The organism is Lactobacillus sp. CBA3606 (assembly GCF_002970935.1).
Taxonomy (GTDB): domain Bacteria; phylum Bacillota; class Bacilli; order Lactobacillales; family Lactobacillaceae; genus Lactiplantibacillus.
The window spans coordinates 409,081-435,587 of sequence record NZ_CP027194.1 but is presented as its reverse complement, the minus strand read 5'-3'; the positions used below and the strand labels follow the sequence as shown (position 1 = coordinate 435,587).

The window sequence follows — 26,507 nt, the reverse complement described above, 5'->3', positions numbered from 1 at the left end:
GATAAAGTTCACTTGTTTCACCACAATTGACTGGCAATATAGTCAGCAACCAGCTGGCCACCTGTCGCTGAAAAATGAATATGGTCGCCGCAATCAAATTCCGGTGCTAACCTAGCCGGATCCGCTGGTGCCGCCACATAACTTGCCACATCAATTGTAGTATCAAATTGACCTAAATAGTGATTGACTGCTTGTCGCCGCGTCTCCTTTGCAACTGTCCAACCAGCTTGACCATCAATCACGCTGGTTTTAAAGGGGGTCACGGTTAACCGAATGAGCTTCGTTTGAGTCTTTGCTGCTAATTGTTCAACCTGCAATAACCCAGCAATCAATTCAGCGGCAGTTGGCAGTTCCGATATCGGTGAACCGGTCCCCGGATGTAACAAATCATTCAGTCCCGCCATAAAGATTAATTGATCCACTGGCTGCGCAACTAATAAGTGTGCTAAGCGATCTAACCCCGCCGCACCAAAGCTAGGACCCCACACCGAAGTGGAATGTCCCGGGCGTAGGAGTCGATTGCCGGAAATCCCACCATTAATGACGCCCCATTGGTCTGGAAATCGCTTTTCAAACGCTTGCGTCAGTGCCGCTGAATAATAACCTTGATTAGTTAATGAATCGCCAAAAAACAAGAGTTGCCGGGCCGGTTGCCTACGTTCAACTTCAATCGCATCAACACCAAAGAACCGTTGTGTCGCTACTGATTTTAGCTTAATCCGTGATTGATCTAACGTTTGCATTAAAGTATGTGGGCTAGTTGTGGGTGAGACGGTGACTATTCTTAACCAATCTCCTGCCTGCACTGGCAGTGTTAGCCAATCCGTCCAGCAGCGCTGATGAGCCGGTACCGAAAAACTAGTCTGACCATTAACCCGCCCCAGCAAAGCATCAACCTGATCATTTAACCTAATTTCTAATTGTGAGATAACTAAAGCTGTCGCCCCAAAGTCATTCGCAATTTCCAACCGTAGCTTGTGAGTCCCTAATGATTGTTTAATCTGAACCACTTGCTTATGGCTTTGATTAATCGCTTCAATATTAGGAAAATTTGCGACCATTTGCCGCCAAGCTGTAACTTTAACCATCTATATCTCCGACCTCTCCTCATAATAAATTCAGTTTAAGCACCCTGTACCTCGAATGCAACTATTTGAAAGTTGATTGGTATTGATTCAACTTTAGTTGACATAATTTTAATTTATCACAGCTAATTCGCCAAACAAAAAGTCATCCCGGCTAAATTTGATTAGTTACGGAATGACTTTTAAACCTCATTATAGTGCCGCTGATCGTATCGGCTACCGCACTTTTAACTAGAAATCAGTACTCTCATTACCAGCGTTTAAGGCCACTAATGCTGCCTTTAACGTCTCCCCATGGGCAATTACCGTCCCAGTTGCATGCCCTGGTTCACCGGTAATTTCCGTATCATCATATATTTGTAACTGATTATAAGGAAATGTATTGGCTTGCACAAAAATCGTTTTAAGATGCGTTGTATCAGGATAATCGTACATCACATCAGCTAACGGCTCACCCAGCTTAACGTGCAATAACAAGCGCGGGACACTCGAACCGCTGGCCTTACTAATCAAGGCAATGGTTGCTAAACTCATTGGTTCCACTGTTGCTAAACGCAACGCTTCATCAACAATCGTTAACCGAACGGTATATAACCCGGGCACCCCGAAAGTCAACACCCGCTGCTCAATTTCAGCACGTAAGGCATCGATTGCCTGATTTTCAGCCTTATCTTGAATTGGAAAAACCGAGATGGCTCCGTGCACATTGGTCCGTAAATTATTGCCCGCAATAATCTCACTAATGCCAAAGATCATGACTGATTCACCATCCGTAATCACCTCAACGGCCGGCGAATCATTAGTCTTAATCTGTTCACGCGGTAAGCTATTATTAATTTGAATCACATGATAACCAAGTTGCGTTAACTGTTGTCCCAACCGGTAATCATGATATGTGGTAAAAATAACACTTGGTTTTTCAATCGCTAACACATTCAATATATCTGAAACCTGTTTCGGTTCAATATACCGTTTAGATGCTAATTGCGGCGTCATCGCCACACTATTAGGATTTGCATTAATTAGAATGGGCCGATAATCAGCTTTTTTCAAATAGAATAGGAGTTGTGAAACCAGATAGTCATTGGCATGATTTGTCCCAATACGATTAGCACCGGAACCAATCACCACCGCACTCCGTTCCGTAATGGGCTGACTTTCATTATCGAATTCATACGTTGAATAATACGTATTGGTCTGTTCCGTAAACTCGCCGGCAGTTGGCTCAACTTCTTTAAACGTCGGCTGAATTTCATTTTCAATGGCAAAGTGACTGACCTTACTAGGGGCAACGTCCCAAGCGGCGGCAGCATCTTCATCCGTGAAGCCAAAATACTTGGCCCGACCCAGTGCATGTACATCTAGTGGGTGTGCACGTAAAGCTTCTTCAATTTCGATAATATGCCGTAATTTATAAAAATAAAACGCATCGATCTTCGTCAATTCAGCTAGTTCATCTATTTGATACCCCCGATTGAGGGCTTCCAATAAGACTAACATTCGGCCAGCTTGTGGATGAATCAACCGCTGAATCAATTCACCTTCAGAATAATTCTGTGGTCGATTGGCGATGACGTGATAGCGTGATTCATCAGTCGAGCGTAGGCCTTTTAATAAAGCTTCCTCCGTGGAACGGCCAATCCCAATCACTGAACCCGTTGACTCCATGACCGTGTCCAATTGGTGACTGACTTTTTTTAAGACGTTAAACGGCCAGACTGGAATTCGACAAACAATGTGATCAAGAACCGGTTCAATTAATGCGGTTTGCTTCCGGTAATTAACCGGTAATTTCACTTCTGCCAAACTAACTCCCACCATTAAACTAGCAGCAATCATCGCAATCGGATAACCCGTTGCCCGCGCTGCTAACGCCATAGTGCGATCAAAGTAAGGCGTCACCTTAATCACATAATAGTGTTGGGTCGTCGGATCTAACGCAAACTGAATATGGCAAGCACCAACTAAATGTAACGCCCGCATAATTTTTAACGTTGCTGACCGAAATTGCTGATACTCCTGATCAGTAATCGTTTGAGTGGGCGCAAAAATAATGGAGTCGGCAGAATGAATCCCAACTGGATCAAAATTTTCCATACCACTGACTAGTAGCGCAGTATCTTTCACATCGCGCATGCCAACAAATTCAAGTTCTTTATAGCCCACGATACTTTGTTCCACAATACATTGCTTAACCGCCGAAAGTTTAAAGCCGCGCGATAAGGCTACGGCTAAATCATCTTCATCCTCACACAATTGCCGACTAGTTTCGATTCGGGGCGCAACTGCTTTAACAATCACCGGGAATCCCACAGCTTTAACCACTTGGTCAGCCTCAACTTGACTCGCCACAACTTGTGACGCAATCACCGGTTGACCTAAAGCTCGTAATCGATTGCTCATTAGTGCTGGATTAACCACCATATCAATCGTTTCAGTATCCCACTGTAACAATCGAACCTGGTTATTTTTTAAAACATTATTGCGAATCAAGCCTTGCACTAAATTGACCCCTTGAATACCACCTAGCGACGCTATCAGGCCGGTCGGTTGCTCAGCTTCAATAATTTTAGTCAAAGCGGCGACCGTTAATGGCTCTAGATAAACTTTGTCCGCAAAGTTGTTTTCAGCAGCTACTGAAAATGGATTGTTATCAACTAAAATAACTGCAATCCCTAATTTATGAATAGCCTGACCAATTTGAGTAACCGCCGCATCATGTTGGCCCTCACGACCAATATCATTGTGGCCGGCTCCAATAATTAAAACTTTTTGTAATGTTTGACTAGCTATATTCACCAGACCGGCCCCCTTGCTTGTTGCATTGATTCAACGAATTCATCAAAAATATCACGCGCATCAGTTGGACCTGGGGCACCATCTGGAAAGAACTGGATTGAAAACGCCGGGAAGTCACGATAACGTAACCCCTGAATCGTACCATCAATCAAATCTACAAATGTCGTAATTAATTTGTCACGATCCACCGTTTCTGGATTAACCGTAAATCCTTGTCCTTGCGAAGCATAGATAATTTGATTCGTAATCACTTCGCGAATTGGATGGTTAGCACCGTGATGTTCTGGTGAAAGCTTCATAATTTTGGCGCCGTTAGCCATCGCAAATAATTCATGACCTAAGCCAATGGCAAACAACGGCACCCGGGTCTGGACATTTTTAATCATCGTTAAGACACTGTCGGGTAAGTCTTGCGGTTTCCCGGGACCCGTCGATAAAATGACCCCATCGGGATCTAAATTAATGATTTCTTCCATCGTGGCCGTATACGGTAAAACGGTGACATTGCAAGCACGCTTACTTAACTCTCGCAAAATACCATGCTTCAACCCAAAATCAACTACCACCACATTTAGACCGGTTCCAGGATTAGGAAACGGCTTCGGGGTTGCGACAGCGGCAACCTGCTGATTAGTTAAAACGGTGGCGCCTAATTGGTCAAAAGCATGTGCGTCTGCAACATCCACAATACTGGCCTTCATGGGGCCACTAGCACGCAATTGCTTGGCAAGATGCCGTGTATCAATATGACTAATTCCTGGAATGTTTTGTTGCTTTAAATACTGATCAAGTGACCAGCGGCGCTGACGATTGGTTGAAATACTTGCTACATCGCGCACCACCACACCTTTAACCGTGGGTAAAATTGATTCATAACTATCGTGATTAATCCCATAGCTCCCAATCGTTGGTTGGGTAAAAGCAATAATTTGATTATGATAAATTTGATTTGTAATAATTTCTTGATAGCCCGTCATGCTAGTGTTTAGCACAATTTCACCGGTAGAAACCGCTGGTGAACCAAAGCCCTCACCAAGATAAGCACTGCCGTCTTCAAGAATCAAATAGCGGTCTGCCATGTCGATCCCTTCTCATCCTTTAATATGAAACTTAATTAATAATTTCAATACCATCATGACCATCAACTTCGGTCACTGAAACTTTAATACGTTCTTGGCGTGCAGTCGGAATATTCTTGCCAATGAAATCAGCCCGAATCGGCAATTCCCGATGACCACGGTCAACCAATACAGCTAGCGAAATGCTTAATGGCCGGCCACCACCCATTAGAGCATCTAAGGCAGCTCTAATCGTTCGACCAGTAAATAAAACATCATCAATTAAAATGACTTTTTTGCCACTAACATCAAAATCCAATTGATAGTCGGTCGGCGCTACCGTAATCACCATTGGCTGGTCATCACGAAAAGCAGTAATATCCAACTCACCCACTAAAATCGTCGCACTTTCAAGCTGACGTAGTCGATCTGCAATCCGTTGTGCAATGTATACACCACGGGTCTTAATACCCACTAGCGCCACATTTTTAATACCTTTATTTTGTTCAATAATTTCATACGTAATTCGAGTCAAAGCTCGTTTCATTGCCATAGAATCCACTACTTCTTTTTGCATGATGGCCTCCTAATTTAAAATAAAGACGGTCGGACATTAAACTTGTCACGACCGTCAAAGGTAATGGTTCCCGTTTGCCTTTCAGTCTCACTGGGCCGGATTAAAGGACTATCTTTACTGTTAGATTAATGAGTTGCATCCGTTTTGTCAAGCTTCGCCAAAGTCGCCGTAAAAATGGCTGGTAACGGTGCTTCAAATTGCATCAATTGGCCCGTTACGGGGTGCTCAAACCCTAACGTCCGAGCATGCAGAAATTGGCCATGCCCAGTAATTGTTTTTTTCGGGCCGTATAATGGGTCACCAACAATGGGATGACCGATAGATTGTAAATGCACCCGAATTTGATGGGTTCGTCCGGTCTCTAGTCGACAAGCAATCAACGTGTAGTGTTGATAACGTTTTAATACCTCAAAATGGGTCACTGCCTGCCGACCATCCTTGACAATCGCTTGTTTTTTTCGATCCTTAGGTGATCGCCCAAGTGGCGCATCAATTGTCCCGGTCGTTTCTTTAATAACACCATGGACTAATGCCCAGTATTCTCGCAAATTTTTTTTAGCTTTTAACTGGGCCGCCAACGCATGATGAGCTTGATCGTTTTTAGCAACCATTAGTAGGCCTGACGTGTCCTTATCGATACGATGAACAATGCCTGGCCGAAATTCGCCATTAATCGTGGACAGGGGACTATGATAAAGCAAGGCATTCACCAAGGTTTGATCTGGATGTCCCGGTGCCGGATGCACCACCATCCCTTGCGGCTTATTGACCACAATCACATCATCATCTTCATAGACAATGTCTAACGGGATATTCTCTGGTGTCAATTCAGTCGTCTGGACGGTCTGGGCCGCCACCACGATCTGGTCACCAGCTTGAACCTGATACTTGCTAGGTTGCTGCTGACCATTGACGGTCACTTGTGCCGTCTTAATTAGTTTGTCAATTTGTGAACGTGACCAAATAGCTTGTAATCCCGCCAAGACTTTATCTAACCGACCCGTTTCGTCACTAACCTTAAATCGTTGTTCCGTCGTTGCCCCTGCCAAATTCTTAACTCCTTTTAGTCCTATTTATCGAACGTATCATCCCGCAAAACGGCAATCAAAATAAGAATGACCCCCACGGTCAAACATGAATCCGCAAAATTAAAGATTGGAAAATTAATGAAATCCAGTTGGAACATATCAACCACGTAACCGATACGGACCCGGTCGATAAAATTCCCTAAAGTCCCGGCAATCATTAATACAATCCCAAATTCATACAGTCGATGTTCCCGTAAGCGCCATAGTAAATAGACCATGACACCTAACGCGACGATGGAAATCAAGTAGAAAAAGCCCATTTTACCTTGCAGAATACTCCAAGCTGCACCACTATTATGTAAATTAGTTAATGAAAATAAGCCAGGTACCACCGTTTGGGTCGCGCCTAAAGCAATTTGACGTACCACTGCTGATTTTATAATTTGGTCAATGATGACCAAGATAAACATTAGACCCCAATAAATCCACATTTCTTACGCCTCACAATCCGCTAAACTTGTTTAATTATACCAGACAATGACAAGTTAGTAAGCGGTCTTCCACCGTAAATTTCATTTTCCATAAATAAGCAAAAAAAGCGCCTGGGCTTGGCCCAAACACTTCTTAACGGTTAAAACAAGCCTGAAATCTGACCATCATCAGTAATATCCATATCTAATGCTGCCGGATGTTTCGGTAACCCAGGCATGGTTAATACATTGCCAGTTAAGGCCACAATAAATCCGGCACCTAACTTAGGTACGAATTCGCGCACCTTAATCGTAAACCCAGTTGGGGCGCCCAACAACTTCGGATTATCACTCAATGAGTATTGCGTTTTAGCCATACAAATTGGTAATTTATCCCAGCCATACTTGGCAAAATCACGTAATTGCCGTTTCGCTTTACCACTGTATTCAACATTAGCACCACCATAAATCTTGGTCACCACCGCCATAACTTTAGCTTCAATGGAATCATTGTTATCGTATAACGGTTTGAAAGTGCTTGGTTGCGCCGCCAACTTAACGACTGCCGTTGCTAAATCAGTGGCGCCGGCACCACCTTGCCCCCAGACATCGGCCAAGACTGCATCAACGCCTAGTGCTGAACAATAGTCCTGAACCGCTTGAATTTCAGCGGCCGTGTCCGCCGTAAACTCATTGATTGCAACCACTACTGGAATGCCATATTGTTGCATCGCTTGAATGTGGTGGCCTAAATTAGCTGCACCTTGCTTCAATGCCGCTACATTTTCGGTAGCCAAATCGGCTAAAGCGACACCACCATGTAATTTCAACGCCCGAATGGTCGCCACAATCACCACCGCATCTGGTGCTTGACCAACTGCTGGCACATTAATATCCATGAACTTTTCGCCGCCCAAATCAGCACCGAAACCAGCTTCGGTGACTGTGTAATCAGCTAAATTCAAGCCAGCTTGGGTTGCTAAAACGCTATTACATCCGTGGGCAATGTTAGCGAATGGCCCCCCATGGACCATTGCTGGTGTATGCGCTAATGTTTGGACCAGATTAGGCCGCAACGCTTCTTTTAAGAGCAACGTAATTGCGCCACCGACCTTTAAATCGGCCACAGTTACCGGTTGCCGGTCATGTGTATAGCCAATCACAATCTGATTAATCCGCCGTTTTAAATCTGCGATGTTTTTTGAAAGACATAAAATTGCCATCAACTCGCTGGCAACTGTAATATCAAACCCATCTTCTCGTGGTACCCCCGATGTAGGACCACCTAATCCGATTACAATTCGACGTAATGCCCGATCATTAATATCTAACGTGCGCTTCCATTGAATGCGACGTTGATCTAATCCCAAAGCATTCCCTTGCTGAATATGGTTATCAATTAAAGCAGCTAACGTATTATTAGCTGCCGTCAGGGCATGCATATCACCGGTAAAATGCAGATTGATATCTTCCATCGGAATAACTTGCGAATAGCCCCCGCCAGTAGCGCCACCTTTCATGCCCATAACTGGGCCTAAGGATGGTTCCCGCAATGCAATCATCGTTGACTTACCTAGCTTCGTTAGTGCATCGCCAAGTCCAATGGTGACGGTGGACTTACCTTCACCGGCCGGCGTCGGATTAATCGACGTTACCAAAATTAACTTTCGTTGGGTCGCTTTTTTGGGCAATGGCAACTTCAACTTAGCTTTCGCACTCCCATACTGGTCAATCTCATCGCTGGTTAAACCGGCTTTGGCCGCGATAGTCGTAATCGGTTCGGGTGTCACTTGTTGTGCAATATCGATATCTTTCATTCAAAATCCGCCCCTTTTGTCATATTATAAATTTAGTATACCTGTTTCTAGCTTGGAAAACGACAAAATCCGGAACAATTATTTCATCATTCTTAATAAAGTTCGGCTATTCGTTAATTTAAATCAAATCAAGTAACGCCCGACAACTCTTTTTAGCCATTAAAAATCGATAGGCGTTACCATCAATCTTAACTTCAATCCCACCACGGACTTTAGTCACTGATTCCAGCTGATCGCGTGGAATGACAAGCCAAGACCGATTTAAGACCGTACTAAAAATCATTAGATTACGGTCAATTGAAACACGTCGTAGACTGATCTGAACGGCACATACCGCAATAAAGATGAGCCCTAATAAGACAAATGGCCATTTAAACTTTAACGTTTCTAACCACCAAATAATCGTACCCATCAGAATGACTAGTGTCCATGACCAGACAATTAAGCTGGAAGATAGATTTGGCTGGTATTTAAAGGTATGCTTAGAATTATTCAAAATATTAAAATCCTTTCAAAATGGAGTGCTTAAACATGCAATTATATACGGATGCGGCCACAACCCCGGCTAATCACCAAAGTGCCGCCGGAATTTTATTGATTGACGCTGGCAAGCAACATCAATTCAAGCAGGTCTTACCACCTAGTGACAATCATACCGCCGAATTTTTGGCCGCCATTGCAGGCTTTAAACTGATTTTAGACACCTATGGGTCTAATCAGGCGGTCTTCTTTTTTACTGACAGTCAAGTAGTCGCTGAAAGTATCAGCAAAGCCTATAGCAAAAACTTTTCAGTTGAGCTAAAAACCTTACTACACTTACAAGATCAGTGCCAAGTTGTCATTACCCGTTGGATTCCTGAAAGTGAAAATCACGGTGCCCATCAGTTGGCCCAACAAGGGCTACACTTAAAAGCTTAATCATCAACTTCTAAATAAGTCTCAATCGGTAACTGATACTGCGCCCAATCATGACGGCCAGTCTGCACATAATCTGCCAATAACTTCCCAATCATTGGCCCCGTCGTTAAGCCAGAAGAACCCAAGCCACTCGCTACTAAAATATGTGGATTGTCTGGCAACGGGCCAAAGAATGGGGCAAAATCGCGGGTATACGCCCGGGTACCAACTTTGACCTGACTGATCTGGTCTTGTGTTAGATTAGCGTCTAACTTGACGGCGCTCGCAAATAAATCTGCTTCAACCAGTGATGACGCCTGAATGTCGTAACCCTTATCATTTTCATGAGTTGCGCCGACGACTAACTTGCTACGTGTAAAGGGAATAAAATCACGTTCACCTTCTGGCATTAGAACAGGGACTTCATCCCCCCAAGTTTCTGGCAATTGTAATTCAATTAATTGGCCCTTTTGCGGACGCACATCGGCAACAATTTGCATCGGTAACAATAGCGGCTTCAACCAGGCGCCTACTGCTAAAATCAACGTATCATAAGCTTGTTGCCCATGGGGCGTTAATAGTTGGCCTTGATCGCCTAAAGTAACTTTGCCCTTATGCCGAATTAAATTACGCTTTTCAGCATATTTCAATAAATTATGGGCAAACTTATCACCGTCGACACGGGCACCACCACTCACAAAAACCCCGGGTTGTGGCTGCGTCAATAATGGAATTTTGGCTTGCACTTCTTCAGCGGTCAATTGGGTAATCGTCCCCATCTGCGGGGCATCCTGCTGCCGTTTAACTGCTAACTCATATAAAGCTTGTAAATCAGCCGCATCATGACGCGTGACAATTGTTCCGGACTGTTGATAGACAGAATAACCCATTTGAGTCGCTTCAACAATTTCTGGATAAAGGGCAGCCCCAGCTTTAGCTAGGTTATACCAACGTTGATTGCGGCGCTTTGACAACCATGGTGAAATAATTCCCGCCGAATTTTTAGTGGCCTGTCCAATTCCATCATCATAAATAGTGACACTTAGATTAGGATCTGCACTTAAATAATACGCCGTGACAGCGCCCACAATTCCACTACCAATAATCGTTACCTGTTTTCGCATTTTGACTACCTCCACACCCATGTTAGTTTCTATTTTAGCATACCCTTGCTAGCGTGCTTTAGCGAATAAAATCGGTTTGAGATTTTCTTAACACAAAAAATGGCCCTGTCATCATTATGACAAGACCATTTTAAATTAACTTTTAATTAGTGATTTGTTTCTTGGACTGCAGCGGTAATGTAACCCCCCGTTGTTAACCTAATCCGATATAATTTACCGTATTTAACAACCGTCCCGGACACTTTAGCCCCTTTAGCAAGGGTCCGACCAGATTTTTTGGAAAGCGCCGCATTACTATAGATATTGGCATTATACTTCAAAGTGAAAGTGCCACTTTGACCAAGACCCCAATAACCGCCGACGTCCTGTGAAAGGACCCATTGGTTTAGTCCTGCCAAATACAATAGTTGTTTAGAATTACTCTTGGTTACTGATTTAACTGCGGTAATTTTATACATCTTTTGCTTAGCTGAACTTGGGACTTTACTGCGATCATAATACATGCTGGCCTTCGAATAAACATAAGCGTATTGTCCAGCTTTATAACTACTATAGGCATAAACCTTTGGTGCTGGTGTAAAGTTAGTTTCTTGCACTGCGGCAGTAATGTAGCCACCACCATCTAACTTAACTCGGTACAATTTACCGTATTTAACAACCGTCCCAGTTACCTTGGCACCTTTAGCGAGAGTCCGACCTGACTTAGTCGAAAGCGCCGCATTACTATAAATATTGGCATTATAGTTTAAAGTAAAGGTGCCCTTTTGACCTTGACCCCAATAACCACCAACATCTTGCGAAAGGACCCATTGATTCAACCCTGACAAGTAAACCAGTTGTTTGGAATTACTCTTGGTCACTGATTTAACTGCAGTAATTTTATACATCTTTTGCTTGGCTGAGCTTGGAACTTTGCTACGATCATAATACATGCTAGCCTTTGAATAGACATAAGCATATTGCCCCGTCTTGTAGCTACTGTAGGCATAGGTCTTAGGCTTAGCCGTACTGGTATTCAACCACCAACTCAAGGGATGGTAGTTGGACACTGACGCACTATCAAATAAATTATTATCAACATATTGATTTAAGGCTGATAAATAATAATTGCTGGAATACTGCCACAATGAGAACGAAACCGTTGGCCGATAAGAATAGTTCGCAATCCACTGGGCATCAAAACTTTGACGCGCGCTATTAGCATAAGTGGTCGCAAACGATTGGTAAGAATAGAAAATTAACTTTTTACTCGTTAATTTACGCATTTCATTATACCAAGCTTTTACCGCCGCATTCGCAGTCGAACTGTTCATTGATGTTGTTTCAAAATCCAATACGTAAAACTTCGTATTCTTATTTGAACGCGCATAAAAGTTCTTTGCGTCGGTTACCGCACTGCTCGTACTTGTAAAAGTTGAATAATCATATGAGCCAAATGGCACACCGTATTTAACATACAAGTTTTCATTACTCTTATGATAAATATCTTCATAACCAGATCCATACTGAACCCGGTTAATGACAAAGCTGGTTTGTGACTTCAAGCTACTAACCTGCGTACTGGTCAACTGGCCCTGCCACTCAGAAATATCTGGTACGGCCGCTGACGCTTTCGTTGACACGCCGATAGTTAACAAAAAGCTCAATCCCATGAGGAGTAAACCCCATTCTTTTCTTACTTTCAAACTAAATTCACCTTTCCAACTAAAAAATATGTAAATAACAATTACTTTGTTAATAATACTAATAAAATATTGAAATTTAGCAACAAACATGTATCAATGATTTTACAAAACGTTTACAAATGAATGGTGTTTGCTCACAGTCATAAAAAGTCTTTTTACATAAATGTTTATACTTAATAATACACAAAATTTATTAATCATTCAATGTGAAAACTGCTATCCGCAGTTACAAATTGATTACAAACACCGTTTTTCCTAAAAAAGAGTCAATCACCAGCTAGGCAATTGACTCTTTAGCATTATTAAACTATTTATTTATTCAAAAACCTTAAATCGATCAGCATCGGCCATAAATTCTTTATCACCGGCACCGGCTTCAATTGAACCAAATGGCATTTCGGCCCGTAATTTCCAGTTAGCTGGAATATCGTAAGCTTTAGCAACACCGTCATCGATTAGTGGATTGTAATGTTGCAGATTAGCGCCGATCCCATTTTCAGCTAACGCAGTCCATACACTGTATTGGGCATTACCTTGGCCTTGTTCTGACCAATCAGCAAAGTTAGCCGCATATAATGGAAAATCAGCTTCATTTTGCTTAACAACATCAGTATCGGTAAAGTACAAGATGGTCCCATAAGCCGCCTTGAAGCCGTTTAACTTTTCAACGGTCTTTTGGTACGCTGCTTCAGAAGGCACTTCTGACTTCAAACGATCAGCAGTCATGTCCCAAAGTTGATCATGATATTGATTGAATAGAATCACAGCCCGAACCGTTTGATTGTTAAAAGCTGAAGGGGCGTTCTTAATGGCAGCTTCAATGAATTTAACTAAATCAGCATTAGCCTGCGTTAAATTCTTACCTAAAGCATAGATTGAACGACGTTTACTTTGTAAATTAATGAATTGATTTTCCATGAATAATCGACTTCCTTATTTGTATGATGACTTCAGTATATCACTTACTTTTAGTTAGTAAAGCGTTTTATTCTATTTTTTTAATTATTCTTTTTTACGTCTTCAGATAGTCGTTGTGCTAAAGGTAAAATCTGGATTTGACCAATACAAGTAATAGGCTTGAAACATGTTGAGCCATAACAAACAGCGCTAAAGCCGATACTTTCTATTCCAGATAACGTTGATCTATAACGATTAACCTTACTTATTGCTGATAACAACTGATTTTATTTGGCACCATTAAATGACGACTTTAGTGCCGCCGTAATTTTAATCCGGCTAAGTTAATGATAATTAAACTTACTAACCCTAGCCAACGCCAACTGTTTCCACTTTCATTAGTTTTAGGTAAAGTTGTCTGATTACTAAGTCTGATTGTTGGCACCACACTTTTAGACTTAATTACTCGACCCTTTGAGGGCTTTAACATTGGGCTAATCACCATTGATTTGCTCAGTATTGTGGCTTGTTTAAAATTCAGATTAAAGTTGCCATTAATTCCAAAAATCGCCTGCTGTTGGTCACTGACTGGGGTTCTATCAAATCGTTTAGCATTAACCGATTTTTCATCTGATTTTAGTTGAATCTCAGGCTGATAACGCGGCTTTAACTCCGTATAGACCAGCGGCATCGTCACCTTAAAAGTCCCATCCGGTTGAACCCATGCTAGCATGGTGGTTTGTTTGGTTGCATACCCTTTAATTTTAGGCGCTTTAATCAGGACATTAGTTCCTACCTGACCATTAACGTTTTTAACAACTTGCTGGCCTCGATTACTCGTCACTGTCACAACGCCTGTAATCTGATTGCCAATATAGTCAATTGTTTCAGCGGTCGTAATCGTGCCATCCGTATGAACCACGGCTTGGACACTAGTCTTGTTAGCCGTATAGCCGCTTAAGTTTGGCACCGTAATTTGGATAATTGTGCCCACTTGCCCACCAGCAGTGATATATTGGTTGCCTCGATTACTCCTAATAAGCACATCACTGATCATATAATTACCAGTATAAACAATAACTTGTTTCGTGGTAATGGTGCCATTGGCATTCACGGTCGCCCGCACATTAATTTTATCCGCGATATAGCCGGCCATCTCTGGTACGCTTATTGATACACTTTCACCAACTTGACCGTGCACCGCTTTAACCAGCTGATTGCCTAAGTTACTGCTAATTGTGATATCACTAGTGATTTGATTACCGGTATAGACAATCGCCTCATCAGTTGTGATTGTGCCATCGGAATTCACCACAGCCGTTACACTAGTTTTATTAGCCGTATAACCAACTACTGCTGGAACCCTTACCAGCACAGTGCTACCAACTTGGCCGCTTACCGCTATAACAACTTGATTACCTAAGTTACTATCAATCGTCACATCGTTAGTCACTTGATTACCTGTATAGACAATTGCCTCATCGGTCGTAATCGTCCCATCGACAGTCACAGTCGCCGTTACACTCGGCTTATCCGCCGTATAACCGGCTACTGTTGGCACCATAATTTGAATAGTACGTCCAATTTCACCGGTTGCGTTAACCGATTGAACGCCTAAGTTACTAGAAATGGCAACCATTGCTGTAACCATTTCTGGTGACAAATCCAACGTCAACGTATTAACGCCATATTGACCAGCTCCCGTCGACGTTAGCGTAACCGTTAAGCTAGCATCACTAGTTCTAGCTAACGCAGTTGCCGTGATTGGTAAGGTTAACGTATCTGTGGCTTCATCATATGCCAAAGCCTGATTGCCTACCCTCAAGGTTAACCCGGATAAATCTAGATTATTCAAGCCAAGTTTAGCAATCAGTGCGGCTCTAATTCCAACTACTGTCGTCGCCGTGGCAGCTACCGTAACCGTTAAATCAGTCTGTTCAGCAAACGCCGCCGTTAAAATCTGGTTAACTGCAGCATTGGCATTTAATTGCTGCAAGTCATTAGTCGCAAACGCCCGCTCGGAAATATTGTTTAACCCCTGACCTAATTGGAGCGTTGTTAAGTGATTATTTTCAAAAGCCGACTGACCAATATCAGTCACACTATCTGCTAAACTTAGCCGTGTCAGCAGATTTTTCGCAAAAGATTCAGTCCCGATGGTCTTAACTGCGGTTCCACCTGTCAATGCTGTCAACTGATTCGTTGTAAATGCTTGATCGCCAATATACAATAGCGCACTTGGCAAATACAATGTCCCATTAATATCGTCGTTTGCAAAAGCCGCCGTCCCAATCGCGGCCACCCCGGCGCCTATAGTTAAAGCAGTGATACCACTAGCTTCAAACGCCTGATTACCAATGTAAGTAATATCAGCTGGAATCACTAACACAGTTAAATTGTTATGGCTAAAAACCGCATCATTAATCGTTGTTAGCCCGCCAAAACTAATGCTCGTAATCTGATTCATTTCAAATGCACCCGCTTCCACTGTCACTAGTGAAGGCGGCAACACCAACGCACCAGTAAGCTGATTGTCAGCGAATGCCAATGTGCCAACCATCGTTAAAACCTGATTAAAAGTCAGCCTCACTAGGTGATTATCATAAAAAGCTCGTTTATTAATCGTGACTAAGGCCGCATCTAATGTTAAGTTGCCCGTTAATTGGTTGTTCTCAAAGGCCGAAACGCCCAACGTATTGACCGAACGACCTAACGTAAGTCCCGTTAGTTGATTATCATAAAAAGCCCGTTCATCGACTGTTGTTAACGCATCATCTAATGTGAGTTGACCTGTGAGGTGATTTTTTTCAAAGGCCGACGTTCCAATTGTAGTTACATCAGCTCCCAATGCTAACCCAGTCAATGCATTATTATAAAAAGCTTGTTCATCAATCGTCGTTAAGCCATTATTTAAGTTTAAGGTCCCCGTCAACGCATTGTTGGCAAACGTTGCTACCTTAATTTCAGCCAGCTGATTGCCAAAGCTAACCTGTGTCAAATCATTATTTTCAAATGCAGCGTCCCCCAAATCAGTTAATCCAGCCGATAAAACTAGCGTGCCACTAAGTTGGTTATTCGCAAATGCTGACGTTCCGATTGATTTCACACTCGACCCCAAAATGAGCTGCGTGAGGTCATTCTGATAAAAAGCTTGATCCCCAATCGTGGTTAGCGTTGCTGGTACGACTAATATTCCCGCCAATTGATTGCCCGAAAAAGACGAATCACCAATCGTCTTAATTGCTTGGCCTAACGTTAAGGTGGTTAATTGATTATTTAGAAAGGCTTGATCCCCAATTGAAGTTAGCGTATCCGGCAAACTCAACGTCCCCGTCAACTGATTACCGGCAAAGGCTGCCGTCCCAATTGAAATGACTGCCGCTCCCATCGTTAATCCCGTCAACGCATTATTCAGAAAAGCGTTATCTCCAATTGTCGTTAACCTAGTTGGTAGCGTCAAAGTTCCTGACAATTGATTATTTGCAAACGCACCCGCACCAATCACCGTTACTCCAGGAAATGTCACTGTCGTTAATTGATTATTGGCAAAGGCGCTGGCACCAATTAACCAAGCCGAATCTGGTAAACTAACCGCAGTGAGTTGATTAGCTTGAAAGGCATTGGCGCCAATTGTTTGAATATTTTTACCAAAAGTCACCGCCGTTAAAGCGCTAACAATTGTCAAATTATCATTTTCGGAACCGTCATTGTTGAAAGCGTTGTCAGCAATGGCCGTCACGTCATGACCATTATAAGTATCTGGAATCGTGATTGCTGTTTGGTACCCAGCCGTTGGTGTTTGACCACCTGCGTTTTGTTTCTGGCGCGCACCGGTGTAACCAGTTACTGTATAAACTGTGCCAGTTGCATCTAAGCTAAAGTTAAAATCAGACACGTCATCCGCCGTCGCTGTTGTGGTCGTTCCTAAAGCTTTGACAGTTGCACGAACCGTTGTAACGGGCGCCGCCTGACTAGCAACCGTTGCCGTTTGTGCATAACTACTACTAGGGGTAACTGCGGCTGATGCGGTAGCAACCTCACTTTCGGTTGAAGTCACCGTTACAGTACTCGTTTGTGATTCAACCGCCACAGGTGCTGTGCTGGTCGTCGTTGAAACGGCACTAGCCGTTACTTGACTAGTCGCCGAACTAGTCGAAGCAGCACTAGTGACAGCATTATTGCTGGCACTTGATACAGTTGAACTAGCCTCCTCGGTTGAAGAAGCCATGCTAGCAGTTGTACGACTATCAGCACTACTTTGATTACTCGTTGCGGTTTGACTTGACGTTTGTTCAGTTGCTGAAGAAGCACTAGTCGTTGCAGTCTGCACCGTTGTTGTCGTACTAGTCGCTGCATTCGCAATTAACCCATTAGTCAAGCCAACTTCGGCACCAATCCCTAAGACTGTAATCCCGGTATATAACCACTTTTTCTTTGCTGTCAGTTGTTTTTTTAGTTGCTCATCATGCATCTGGCTTAACTTCCCTCAGATAATTATTTGTTAGCCGCTCATGACTAAAAAGACTAACGCTGCTCTATGCTCATAGGTTCTACTATTTAAACGTTACCACTTAATTTAGTCAGCGTACAGCCACTAATTTATTAAAAGCACTCCCAATTTTTCATTAAACCAAACGTGTCAGTCTGACCTGCTTAAGCCCCCCGGAACAATATGGACGACCTTAAAAGTTAAGTGTCGATAAACTGCCATTGAAAGGTTCCAAGCTTGTTCGGACTAAACTTATAACTTGTTGCATAAAACAGGCTGTGCCATAACTAGCTTCTACACAAGCAAAAAGACGAGTAACCAAATTTTGGTTGCTCGTCCTGTTTGCTTAAGACCTTACTTTTTATACGAGACAACTACCTACTAATTGCGATCATAGGCCCAAACGGCTAACGGGGCACAAACCACAACAATTCCAACATCAACTAACAAGACGAGCAACGCCTCAGATGTCCAGCTACCGGTTACCAGGATCTGGCGGATTGCGGTAATAACGTAGGTCACCGGATTTAGACGGGCAATCACCTGTAGCGGCTTGGTCAGTGAATGTAGCGGTACAAAAGCATTTGACATGAATGACAACACTAACATCGTCATTAATGAAACACTTTGAACGGCCCCCGCACTTTTAGCCAACAAGCCAAGCAACGCAAACAGCCATGACAACGCCCAACCTGAAAAAATGGCTAATAATCCAATCACCACGACCCAGCCAACCCCCACGGCAGGGCGCCAACCCATGACATACCCGGTTGCCAATGACGTCATGGCTGCAATCAATAAGCGTAAGCTATCGGCAAATAGCTGGCCGGCCAACGGTGCAATGTGTGCCATCGGTAAGGATTTAAACCGATCAAAGACCCCTGAGTCGAGATCCTCTCTGATTTGTGCGCCAGAACCAGACGCCGCTGAGAGCATCGTTTGAATCAAAATCCCGGGCACAATGGTTGGCAAGTAAGCTTTGACACCGCCCGCAATCGCCCCCCCAAACAGATAACCAAACATCAACATAAACATAATTGGTTGTATAATCACATCCATAAATCTATCCGGATTATGAATGGTCTTCAGTAAATTTCGATAAGCCATCGTGGCTATATTCATGCCTAAATGACGCTTGTACGTTTGCATCTCCATCTTGCATCCCACTTTCTTAATTCTTACCGACGGTTAACTTCATAAAGACATCATCCAGCGAAGGTTCCTGAACAACTAATTGGCTAAACGCAATTCCAGCTTGATTAAGCACCGTCAAGATTGGCGCAACCTGTGAAAATTTATTTACCCGCAAGCTGAACTGTTGCCCGGTTTGTTGAATACCATCAGCCACTTGTGCCGTCAACACCTGCATCGCTGGTGTCACCTGTCCTGCCTGGTCAATCATCAGTTTTAACTTAAGCCCGCCAACCTGCTGTTTGAGTTCCGCCGGCGTCCCCATGCGCACTAACTTACCGTGATCAATGATTGCCAGCTCATCCGCTAATTGATCGGCCTCATCTAAATACTGGGTCGTCAAAATAATGGTTGACCCTTGCTTCACTAGTTGACGAATTGTCGTCCACATCTGGGTTCTGGTCCGCGGATCGAGCCCCGTAGTCGGTTCATCTAAAAAGATGAGGGCTGGTCGCGTAATCAAACTAACTGCCAAATCCAGCCGGCGACGCATGCCACCGGAAAAGTGCTTTAATGCCTGATCCGCAGACTGCGTTAATGAAAATTCAGTCAGCAGTTCAGCCGTACGTTGCTTAGCCGCTAAACGTGAAAGACCATTTAGTCGTGAAAAGATCATCAGATTTTCGCGTGCTGAAATATCTTCATCAACAGCTGCATATTGACCAGTTAACCCAAACATTGACCGTGCTAACCGCCCCTCTAGACGCGTATCGTGACCAAATATTTTCACCTGCCCGGTGGTTGCTTGCAGTAACGTCGTCATCATCCGTAACGTTGTCGTCTTGCCAGCACCGTTAGGGCCTAGTAGCCCAAAGACCGTTCCCTGACGCACGTTAAACGAAATATCATCCACCACTGTCTTTTGTCCAAATCGCTTGCTCAAATGATTAACTTCAATTGCATTAATAGCTGCCATTTTAATCCCCTCTTAGGTCATTTTAATCAGGTCCCCCTGACTAAATATATAATAAGGTCCCCTGATTAATTTGTCAAGAATTGATTCGCCATCCCATTTAAAGTCCTCGTCGGGTATAATGATTATAGGGAGCGTGATTAAGATGCCTAATATAAGTAAACAAAAAAAAGCGACCGGCAAGCTGATCGAATTTGGTATGGTGCGACACACCGCTGACGAATTAAGCCACCGTAGCCATTCAGCTAAAGATGACCACCCATTGCGGTTTCAGGGGCAAGGCAAAATTCTGCTGGCACTCTCACAAACTGACGGTCTTTCCCAAAAGGAACTGGCTACCCGGTTAAATTTAACGGCGCAATCAACCGCTGAATTTGTCAACAAATTAGTCAAAAGAGCGCTAGTTACAAAAGAAAAGTCAACGACCGATCGCCGCAAAACCATCATTCATCTGACAGCATTGGGCCGTGAAACCGCGGCTGCAGAAATAGAAAAAGTGCCAGAATTTTTAAACGTGTTGACTGACACTGAACTAGATCAACTCACAACAATTCTGACAAAAATTAATGACAGTCTTTATAACGAAATCAACACCGCTAATCCCACTTTGTTTAATAAGTTCCAACAAACGGTAACCAACCACTTACGCGACTGGTTCCTTTAAATGCAAGCACAACAATTAAATGACATGATTTTTTCACAAAATAGCCATAGAACTTAAGAAAATCTCAAGGTTTGGTAGAAGCCCCACCTTTCATTTCAATTAGCTTTAAACTTAATTGGTTGTACTATAATTCATTTAAAAGGACTTACATCTATGCTAATTATAATTTTTGTGCTTCTAGCCCTTCTGTTAATTTTACTTGGATCACAGCTTGGCTTGAACTGGTTTCATCCGTATTTAGAACCACTTACCGCGCCAGCGAATTTGTCAGCCCGGCTTACCTTGCCGCGACAAGCTCGCCAGACAACTACTAACGCTAATCCCAAGTTAAAAAGCTTGTTTTATTTTAGCCAGATTAGTACTTGGTTAGGCGTTATCTTAATCCTGATTAGTGCCTACCTAGTCGAAGCAAAACTAGATTTATTGGTTTTCCCCACACGATTGGCTTTTATCAGTGCCATCTTAATCGTGCTTGGCACTGCTTTGCTCACAATCTATCCCTTGGTTTGGCCGACACAAAACTATCATTATTGGGCAGCACACCTCACTAAGAAACAGCCTTTTACCTTAGTTGATGGTAAGACCTTCAAACGCTACCGACGTCATCAATTATGGGCCACTTGGGCCGCAATTGGACTCATCTTAGTGATTTGGATTGGCCGGGTTTGGGCAAGTAGTACAACGCCAAGTGTCGCACTCGAAGACTTAGCAATGACGGTGATGTTAGCAATTCCAGTAATTGCCTGCATTACTGCCTTAGCGCAATTACCTTATCTGCACCAAAATCGTTACTTGCGCGTTCAACCTGGTAAAATCAGCTGGGGAAAACGCCACTATCAAGCAACTAAAGCGCTCTTGCAACAGCAACCAGCTTTAAAAACCCGTGTTATTCTCGTTCACGTGATTCGCTTAATTGGTTACGCCTTAGCACTTTGGGCCCTAGCTAGTCTGTACTTTAACATCGTATCGCCAACCTTTTCAGTAGACTTAACCACAGTCTTTCCCGCTGCTATTATGGCGCTCCTCGCTATTTGTTTGATTGTTGGCGTCGGCTTTTCCTGGCCACAACGTAACTACGATTATTTGCAAACTTTAGATACCACTAAATTACCATTCAAAATTAGTGACCGTGATACTTTTGACCGGTTCCGGTATCATTTACGCACCTTCCATGTCAGCATAACCATTATTTGGTTAGTCATTTGGATCGTTATTCTAGGCGCTTATTACTATTACACGCTATTGTTAGGCTATTAAAAGTTAAGCTGATCAAAAAAAGTTCAGGAATTTTTCCTGAGCTTTTTTATATGCCTTTAAAATTTGGCTTAGTCGCACACGTATTTTCAGCCGGTCAGTATTTGAAAGCCCTTAACTTGTTTTTTGACGTCGTTTCTGGCATGGTTAAGTTACCTAAAACCATATTAAAGTGAGCTTAACAAAATGATTGAAATTTTTAACCGGCAGCTTCAAGATATTCCGCTCCTCGAAGTTGTCAATGCCGACGACCAACATCAAGCCTTACCACTAGTCGTCTTTTATCACGGCTGGCAATCAAGTAAAGCGCTCGTCTTAACCCAGGCGCGCAAGCTTGCCGCTAAACGATTACGCGTCATTTTACCAGATGCCCCAAACCACGGTGCCCGGCAACAACCGGTCAGTCGCTTACCCTCATGGACCTTTTGGCAAAGTATTCAAGGTAACCTCGCCGAGTTTCAATTAATTATTGATTTTTATCAGCAACAGCACCTCATCTTGGCTGATAAAATTGGGGTCGGTGGCTACTCAATGGGTGGTATGACAACTGGGGCCTTGTTGACGCAACACCCAGAGATTAAGGCTGCAAGTATTATCATGGGCACGCCTAACCTAGCTGCCTATGCCCAGCTAGTCCGCGATTCAGCAGCCCGTCGCCAAATATATCTCCCAACGGATATGGTTCAATTAACCAGTTGGCTCAACTATTATGACTTAAATCAGCGACCGGAAACCCTTAACCACCGGCCCGTCTTATTTTGGCACGGCACCGCCGATGAGCGGATTCCATATGCCCAATCCCGTGACTTTTTTGACCGCATCCATACCGAACCCTATGCCGAACAGGTGGCCTTCATTACCGGCTATCAGGCTAAGCATTTGGTTAAAATCCCATTAATGACTAAAATTGCCAACTTCTTTGACTATTATCTCAACACCTAGACTTCCCGCTAATCTTGACATTTAAAGATGTCAAGTTAGCGGTTTTTTTAAATAATAAAGCGATTGCCTTAATCTGGCATTATCAAGAACACAAGTTCCCCTTTTTGTGATAAAATATAAACCATCTTACTTAGAAAGGTTGACCACTATGTTCATAGATAAGGAACCCCGGGGCGTCTATTTCTTAATTGATAATAAGTCGTTTTATGCTAGTGTTGAGGCCATTCAGCGTGGGCTTAATCCGCTCAAAGTGCCATTAGTCGTTATGAGTGAACAGGCTAACACTAATGGCGGGCTCATTCTGGCAACCTCCCCGACTGCTAAACAATTATTTCATTTGAAAGCGAACGTGTCCCGCCAACGTGATTTACCTCGCGATCCACGCTTAATGGTCGTGCCGCCGCGAATGAATTTATATATTCAGCGCAACTTACAAATTAATCAAATCTTTTCACGTTTTGTCGCCGAAGAAGATCTATTACCCTACTCAATTGATGAAAGTCTCCTAAATTGTACCCACTCCTTGCGTCTTTATGGTAAGAACCCCAGAGAGCTAGCACAATTAATCCAGAAAACGATTCGGCAAGAATTGGGGTTATATACAACCGTTGGTATTGGCGATAACCCGGTCCAAGCTAAAATTGCCTTAGACATTTACGCCAAACACAATCCAGATTTAATTGGTGAAATCCATTACGAAACGGTGCCACAAAAAATTTGGACAATCCCTGAAATAACTGATGTTTGGAGTATTGGATCACGAACAGCTAAACGCCTAGCAACGCTTGGTATCCAAAATATGAATGACTTAGCGCACTATAATCCTTACTTACTCAAACAACAGTTGGGCCTCATGGGCGCGCAATTATTTGCAGTTGCTTGGGGTGTCGATCGTAGTGATATGCGGTATCGGCCCCAAACACGTGCAGCTAGTCTAGGTAATTCCCAGGTGCTCTCCCGTGATTATCATAATCCAATCGAAATCAAAACAGTCATTAAAGAAATCGGTGAACAAGTCGCTGCTCGTTTGCGTAGCCATCACAAATTGGCTAGTCAGCTATCATTGAGTCTAGGCTTTTCGTTTGCCACAACGCAAGATGACGGTCGGAATGGCTTTACAAAAACAATTGCGATTGATCCAACCAATAGCAATTCTGAGATCACTCAGGCCCTATACTATTTATTCAAAACCAATTGGACGAAGCAGCCAATCCGTCATATTTCGGTCTACGCCACTAAATTAAGCCCTAATGCTGGTCAACAATTGAATTCATTTCAAGATACACAGCAACAACAGAAAAAAGCCCAAATTAATCAGGTTGTTGACGACATCCGTAACCGTTTTGGCTTCACTAAATTAGTCTATGGCAATAGTTTACTGACTGGTAGTACCGCGATTCAACGGGCATCGTTAGTTGGTGGTCACAATGGTGGTAATGCCTATGACTGATGATACCCGGCTGATTAATACGCGCATGCAATTATTGTTCAAACGCTTAACGGCTACTAAATACTGGCTTCAAATTGTGAATGATCCTTATGATGACGAATTCAATGTTTTCTTCAATTCTCAACGAAAATGGGAACGTTTAAAATCAGTCCCATTACACAGTTTGCATGGCCGCAACTTGGTTCACTTGGAATTAGTCGTGACTGAGTTACACCACTTGACACAGCTAACAATTGAATACGAAGGGTTTGCTGGCATTCGCTGGCCAAAAAACCACCACCTTATTCAGAAAGTGCGCCATAACTATGAATAAATCAGATGATTTTGATATGACTATCGTTAACCGCTTTTTTACGTCTGACTACCATGATCGCGGCATGGTCAAATGGCAAGGCTTCTACCTTTCGGATCATACGAGTGCCTTAAATAAGCAACATGCTCAAATGCAACTAACCTATGAAGAACGTCCCCACCAGTCGCTCCCAGCCATTTCGGCTATTTTAGCGGCTAGTTACACCCAGCATACTTTGGTCACTATTCAATTACAGGCAGTGGACCCTAATGGACACTTGTTTCCCGACCAGGTTGGCACTGTTAGTGGTTACAACAACACTGACATTATTATCAACGAGACTCACTTTATCGCCTTAGCATCGATTCGAAACGTTCGACCGCTGACTAACTAGTTTTGACACAGCCGTAGCTAATAACAGCTACCCAATTAAAAAAACGGCACCAAGCAGTGAACCGCCCCAGCTGGACAATAATGTCAGCCTGAGGCGGTTCACTTTTAGGAGCCTTAAATTAAACTTAAACATAGTAAAACCCCCTGAATTTGGATTTACTCTAACTCAAGGCGTTCACTTCAAAATAGTGCTTTCGGGCGCTATTTTTTATTTTCAAAAATTTCGTCATCAATCGAATTAAAAGACATCACATCAGTCACTTATGGTCGTCAAGAACTCTACGATCGTACTGAATACCAATATCAAACTTTTGATTTTAGTATACGTATTTAGTCACCAAAAAGGTTCGGACAGACTGGTTCGAATCTTTTTGGTGTGACGAATTGTGGCAATGATAAGGACTTTCAAATACTTTAGAAATAAACTCCGAAATTTAACATATAAATCATAAAGGATAGAGTCATAATAGTTGTACCAATGATAGTACTTTTATATAACGTCATTCTTATTTTAAACACTTCTTTAGAGGCCAGTGTAAGTCCAGCAGCTTTTGTATCATGTTTTTCCCAATAATCTCTCAGTAGGTAGACAGCCTTAGCGGACCACCACTCTAATCCATACAAGGTGCATCCAACTACTGCCGCTTCAACGGGATAACCAATTTGCATGACAATAAGCTGGCCAACAATGCTTAAAGCAGTCAGAGCACTTATTATCAAGTATCTAATATAAGCCTTGCGAATTTTTGGATTATTTTTCATCGGCATTGAAACATAACTCTTCCTAGCACGAAATCTTGCTTTGAAGTGCAAGGGACCTACTGATATGTGAAAGCTTCTGACAAACGTTAAAACAATGGACACAACTAGTAAATACAGTATAACCATTATAAATACGCAGCTTACTATCGCTTCTTGAACACTATTCTGCACAAACCACCCTCCATTCAATCATATTATGCGGTAAGCAACATTGCGACTATGAATATTGCCACACCTGTCATTGTACCTTCCTCGAACGCAGCAACTGGTGCAAATTGCAAATCTGGATGCAAATCATTTAGGAAATTCATTGAGTTTTCAAACTTTTGTAAGGCGTTCGCCAAGTTCGCATTGTAATCAGTCGCCTGTGTTTCTGTGACTCCAACTGGCAATGGATCTACAAATTCCTTGAAATGAATTTTCAAAGTCATGACATACTCAATGGAATATGTCCGACCGTTACTTGCCTTGTGCTCATAAGTGGACTTGATTTTTAGCGTAATATCCATTTTAGAAGCACTAATCGATGTATTACTGGTGATATCACCATTTTTAATGATGCCAGCAATTTCGTTCATCGCATTAGTCATATCCGATGCGCCAATGGCAGTCTCGTTTTGAGTCAACATTTCCTCCACCGCACTACTTATGGTGAAGTTTGTACTACCGTCATTCACATTATATGTCACCGATGCATTACCGTCATCATCGCTTATGCTA

The 26,507-nt window shown here is 42.9% G+C and carries 23 protein-coding genes; 7 read left to right on the top strand and 16 right to left on the bottom strand.

Going from position 1 to position 26,507, the window contains the following annotated elements:
• Positions 1 to 17 precede the first annotated feature (17 nt).
• From C5Z26_RS02245 to C5Z26_RS02210, 8 genes are all read right to left on the bottom strand, one after another.
• The gene (locus C5Z26_RS02245; RefSeq protein ID WP_105448405.1) at positions 18 to 1,088 is read right to left on the bottom strand and encodes a GDSL-type esterase/lipase family protein; all 1,071 of its coding nucleotides are present in this window, start codon (positions 1,086 to 1,088) and stop codon (positions 18 to 20) included.
• 228 nt (positions 1,089 to 1,316) lie between these two features.
• On the bottom strand, positions 1,317 to 3,884 hold the full coding sequence (locus C5Z26_RS02240; protein WP_234005711.1) for a carbamoyl phosphate synthase preATP-grasp domain-containing protein: 2,568 nt from the start codon (positions 3,882 to 3,884) through the stop codon (positions 1,317 to 1,319).
• Positions 3,881 to 4,963, bottom strand: coding sequence for a carbamoyl phosphate synthase small subunit (locus C5Z26_RS02235; RefSeq protein WP_105448404.1), 1,083 nt, complete (start codon positions 4,961 to 4,963; stop codon positions 3,881 to 3,883). The genes C5Z26_RS02240 and C5Z26_RS02235 overlap by 4 nt, the downstream gene beginning before the upstream one ends.
• 31 nt (positions 4,964 to 4,994) lie before the next feature.
• Complete coding sequence (gene pyrR / locus C5Z26_RS02230; protein ID WP_105448403.1) at positions 4,995 to 5,519, bottom strand: bifunctional pyr operon transcriptional regulator/uracil phosphoribosyltransferase PyrR; 525 nt, start codon at positions 5,517 to 5,519, stop codon at positions 4,995 to 4,997.
• Between the two features lie 125 nt (positions 5,520 to 5,644).
• Positions 5,645 to 6,568: an RluA family pseudouridine synthase gene (locus tag C5Z26_RS02225; protein ID WP_105448402.1), complete on the bottom strand. Its 924-nt coding sequence runs from the start codon at positions 6,566 to 6,568 to the stop codon at positions 5,645 to 5,647.
• 20 nt (positions 6,569 to 6,588) lie between these two features.
• Positions 6,589 to 7,038, bottom strand: a complete 450-nt coding sequence (lspA, locus tag C5Z26_RS02220) for a signal peptidase II (RefSeq protein ID WP_105448401.1) — start codon at positions 7,036 to 7,038, stop codon at positions 6,589 to 6,591.
• A gap of 140 nt (positions 7,039 to 7,178) precedes the next feature.
• Entirely contained in the window at positions 7,179 to 8,834 is a 1,656-nt protein-coding gene (locus C5Z26_RS02215; protein ID WP_105448400.1) for a formate--tetrahydrofolate ligase, read from the bottom strand.
• Positions 8,835 to 8,952: 118 nt separating this feature from the next.
• A complete protein-coding gene (locus C5Z26_RS02210) occupies positions 8,953 to 9,330 on the bottom strand; it encodes an EbsA family protein (protein ID WP_105448399.1) in 378 nt (125 codons plus the stop codon).
• A 35-nt stretch (positions 9,331 to 9,365) separates the two neighbouring features.
• On the opposite strand from C5Z26_RS02210, the gene C5Z26_RS02205 reads away from it, so the two are divergent.
• On the top strand, positions 9,366 to 9,752 hold the full coding sequence (locus tag C5Z26_RS02205) for a ribonuclease HI family protein (RefSeq protein WP_105448398.1): 387 nt from the start codon (positions 9,366 to 9,368) through the stop codon (positions 9,750 to 9,752).
• On the opposite strand, the gene C5Z26_RS02200 is transcribed toward C5Z26_RS02205, so the two are convergent.
• The 6 genes from C5Z26_RS02200 to C5Z26_RS02175 all read right to left on the bottom strand — a co-directional run bounded on the left by C5Z26_RS02200 (position 9,749) and on the right by C5Z26_RS02175 (position 20,033).
• Entirely contained in the window at positions 9,749 to 10,855 is a 1,107-nt protein-coding gene (locus C5Z26_RS02200; RefSeq protein ID WP_105448397.1) for an NAD(P)/FAD-dependent oxidoreductase, read from the bottom strand. The two genes, C5Z26_RS02205 and C5Z26_RS02200, sit on opposite strands and share 4 nt — an antisense overlap.
• A gap of 146 nt (positions 10,856 to 11,001) precedes the next feature.
• On the bottom strand, positions 11,002 to 12,540 hold the full coding sequence (locus C5Z26_RS02195) for a GH25 family lysozyme (protein WP_199774973.1): 1,539 nt from the start codon (positions 12,538 to 12,540) through the stop codon (positions 11,002 to 11,004).
• Positions 12,541 to 12,855: 315 nt separating this feature from the next.
• Positions 12,856 to 13,458 (bottom strand): nitroreductase family protein, encoded by a 603-nt coding sequence (locus C5Z26_RS02190; protein WP_105448395.1) that lies wholly within the window; start codon positions 13,456 to 13,458, stop codon positions 12,856 to 12,858.
• A gap of 292 nt (positions 13,459 to 13,750) precedes the next feature.
• Positions 13,751 to 17,908 (bottom strand): leucine-rich repeat domain-containing protein, encoded by a 4,158-nt coding sequence (locus C5Z26_RS02185; protein ID WP_105448394.1) that lies wholly within the window; start codon positions 17,906 to 17,908, stop codon positions 13,751 to 13,753.
• Positions 17,909 to 18,307: 399 nt separating this feature from the next.
• Positions 18,308 to 19,081 carry an ABC transporter permease gene (locus C5Z26_RS02180; protein WP_370447977.1) on the bottom strand — a complete coding sequence of 258 codons (774 nt, stop codon included), beginning with the start codon at positions 19,079 to 19,081 and terminating at the stop codon, positions 18,308 to 18,310.
• Between the two features lie 16 nt (positions 19,082 to 19,097).
• Entirely contained in the window at positions 19,098 to 20,033 is a 936-nt protein-coding gene (locus tag C5Z26_RS02175; RefSeq protein ID WP_105448393.1) for an ATP-binding cassette domain-containing protein, read from the bottom strand.
• Between the two features lie 142 nt (positions 20,034 to 20,175).
• Here C5Z26_RS02175 and C5Z26_RS02170 point away from each other — a divergent pair, with 142 nt between their 5' ends.
• The 6 genes from C5Z26_RS02170 to C5Z26_RS02145 all read left to right on the top strand — a co-directional run bounded on the left by C5Z26_RS02170 (position 20,176) and on the right by C5Z26_RS02145 (position 25,026).
• Positions 20,176 to 20,694 carry a MarR family winged helix-turn-helix transcriptional regulator gene (locus C5Z26_RS02170; protein WP_105448392.1) on the top strand — a complete coding sequence of 173 codons (519 nt, stop codon included), beginning with the start codon at positions 20,176 to 20,178 and terminating at the stop codon, positions 20,692 to 20,694.
• 153 nt (positions 20,695 to 20,847) lie between these two features.
• The gene (locus C5Z26_RS02165; protein ID WP_105448391.1) at positions 20,848 to 21,951 is read left to right on the top strand and encodes a hypothetical protein; all 1,104 of its coding nucleotides are present in this window, start codon (positions 20,848 to 20,850) and stop codon (positions 21,949 to 21,951) included.
• Between the two features lie 183 nt (positions 21,952 to 22,134).
• Positions 22,135 to 22,890, top strand: a complete 756-nt coding sequence (locus C5Z26_RS02160) for an alpha/beta fold hydrolase (protein ID WP_105448390.1) — start codon at positions 22,135 to 22,137, stop codon at positions 22,888 to 22,890.
• Between the two features lie 148 nt (positions 22,891 to 23,038).
• The gene (locus tag C5Z26_RS02155) at positions 23,039 to 24,340 is read left to right on the top strand and encodes a Y-family DNA polymerase (protein ID WP_105448389.1); all 1,302 of its coding nucleotides are present in this window, start codon (positions 23,039 to 23,041) and stop codon (positions 24,338 to 24,340) included.
• Entirely contained in the window at positions 24,333 to 24,653 is a 321-nt protein-coding gene (locus C5Z26_RS02150) for an acetyl-CoA carboxylase (RefSeq protein WP_234005710.1), read from the top strand. Before C5Z26_RS02155 ends, C5Z26_RS02150 begins: the two co-directional genes overlap by 8 nt.
• Positions 24,646 to 25,026 carry a hypothetical protein gene (locus tag C5Z26_RS02145; RefSeq protein WP_105448387.1) on the top strand — a complete coding sequence of 127 codons (381 nt, stop codon included), beginning with the start codon at positions 24,646 to 24,648 and terminating at the stop codon, positions 25,024 to 25,026. Before C5Z26_RS02150 ends, C5Z26_RS02145 begins: the two co-directional genes overlap by 8 nt.
• Positions 25,027 to 25,439: 413 nt before the next feature.
• Here C5Z26_RS02145 and C5Z26_RS02140 read toward each other — a convergent pair whose 3' ends face one another.
• On the bottom strand, positions 25,440 to 25,958 hold the full coding sequence (locus C5Z26_RS02140) for a hypothetical protein (RefSeq protein WP_105448386.1): 519 nt from the start codon (positions 25,956 to 25,958) through the stop codon (positions 25,440 to 25,442).
• Positions 25,959 to 25,981: 23 nt separating this feature from the next.
• Entirely contained in the window at positions 25,982 to 26,413 is a 432-nt protein-coding gene (locus tag C5Z26_RS02135) for a hypothetical protein (protein ID WP_158682786.1), read from the bottom strand.
• Between the last annotated feature and the right edge of the window lie 94 nt (positions 26,414 to 26,507).

Coding starts and splice junctions, on each gene's coding strand:
- C5Z26_RS02245 (WP_105448405.1), bottom strand. CDS start 1,088: ATGGTTAAAGTTACAGCTTGGCGGCAAATGGTCGCAAATTTTCCTAAT.
- C5Z26_RS02235 (WP_105448404.1), bottom strand. CDS start 4,963: ATGGCAGACCGCTATTTGATTCTTGAAGACGGCAGTGCTTATCTTGGT.
- pyrR (WP_105448403.1), bottom strand. CDS start 5,519: ATGCAAAAAGAAGTAGTGGATTCTATGGCAATGAAACGAGCTTTGACT.
- lspA (WP_105448401.1), bottom strand. CDS start 7,038: ATGTGGATTTATTGGGGTCTAATGTTTATCTTGGTCATCATTGACCAA.
- C5Z26_RS02215 (WP_105448400.1), bottom strand. CDS start 8,834: ATGAAAGATATCGATATTGCACAACAAGTGACACCCGAACCGATTACG.
- C5Z26_RS02205 (WP_105448398.1), top strand. CDS start 9,366: ATGCAATTATATACGGATGCGGCCACAACCCCGGCTAATCACCAAAGT.
- C5Z26_RS02200 (WP_105448397.1), bottom strand. CDS start 10,855: ATGCGAAAACAGGTAACGATTATTGGTAGTGGAATTGTGGGCGCTGTC.
- C5Z26_RS02190 (WP_105448395.1), bottom strand. CDS start 13,458: ATGGAAAATCAATTCATTAATTTACAAAGTAAACGTCGTTCAATCTAT.
- C5Z26_RS02185 (WP_105448394.1), bottom strand. CDS start 17,908: ATGCATGATGAGCAACTAAAAAAACAACTGACAGCAAAGAAAAAGTGG.
- C5Z26_RS02180 (WP_370447977.1), bottom strand. CDS start 19,081: ATGGAGATGCAAACGTACAAGCGTCATTTAGGCATGAATATAGCCACG.
- C5Z26_RS02175 (WP_105448393.1), bottom strand. CDS start 20,033: ATGGCAGCTATTAATGCAATTGAAGTTAATCATTTGAGCAAGCGATTT.
- C5Z26_RS02170 (WP_105448392.1), top strand. CDS start 20,176: ATGCCTAATATAAGTAAACAAAAAAAAGCGACCGGCAAGCTGATCGAA.
- C5Z26_RS02165 (WP_105448391.1), top strand. CDS start 20,848: ATGCTAATTATAATTTTTGTGCTTCTAGCCCTTCTGTTAATTTTACTT.
- C5Z26_RS02160 (WP_105448390.1), top strand. CDS start 22,135: ATGATTGAAATTTTTAACCGGCAGCTTCAAGATATTCCGCTCCTCGAA.
- C5Z26_RS02155 (WP_105448389.1), top strand. CDS start 23,039: ATGTTCATAGATAAGGAACCCCGGGGCGTCTATTTCTTAATTGATAAT.
- C5Z26_RS02150 (WP_234005710.1), top strand. CDS start 24,333: ATGACTGATGATACCCGGCTGATTAATACGCGCATGCAATTATTGTTC.
- C5Z26_RS02145 (WP_105448387.1), top strand. CDS start 24,646: ATGAATAAATCAGATGATTTTGATATGACTATCGTTAACCGCTTTTTT.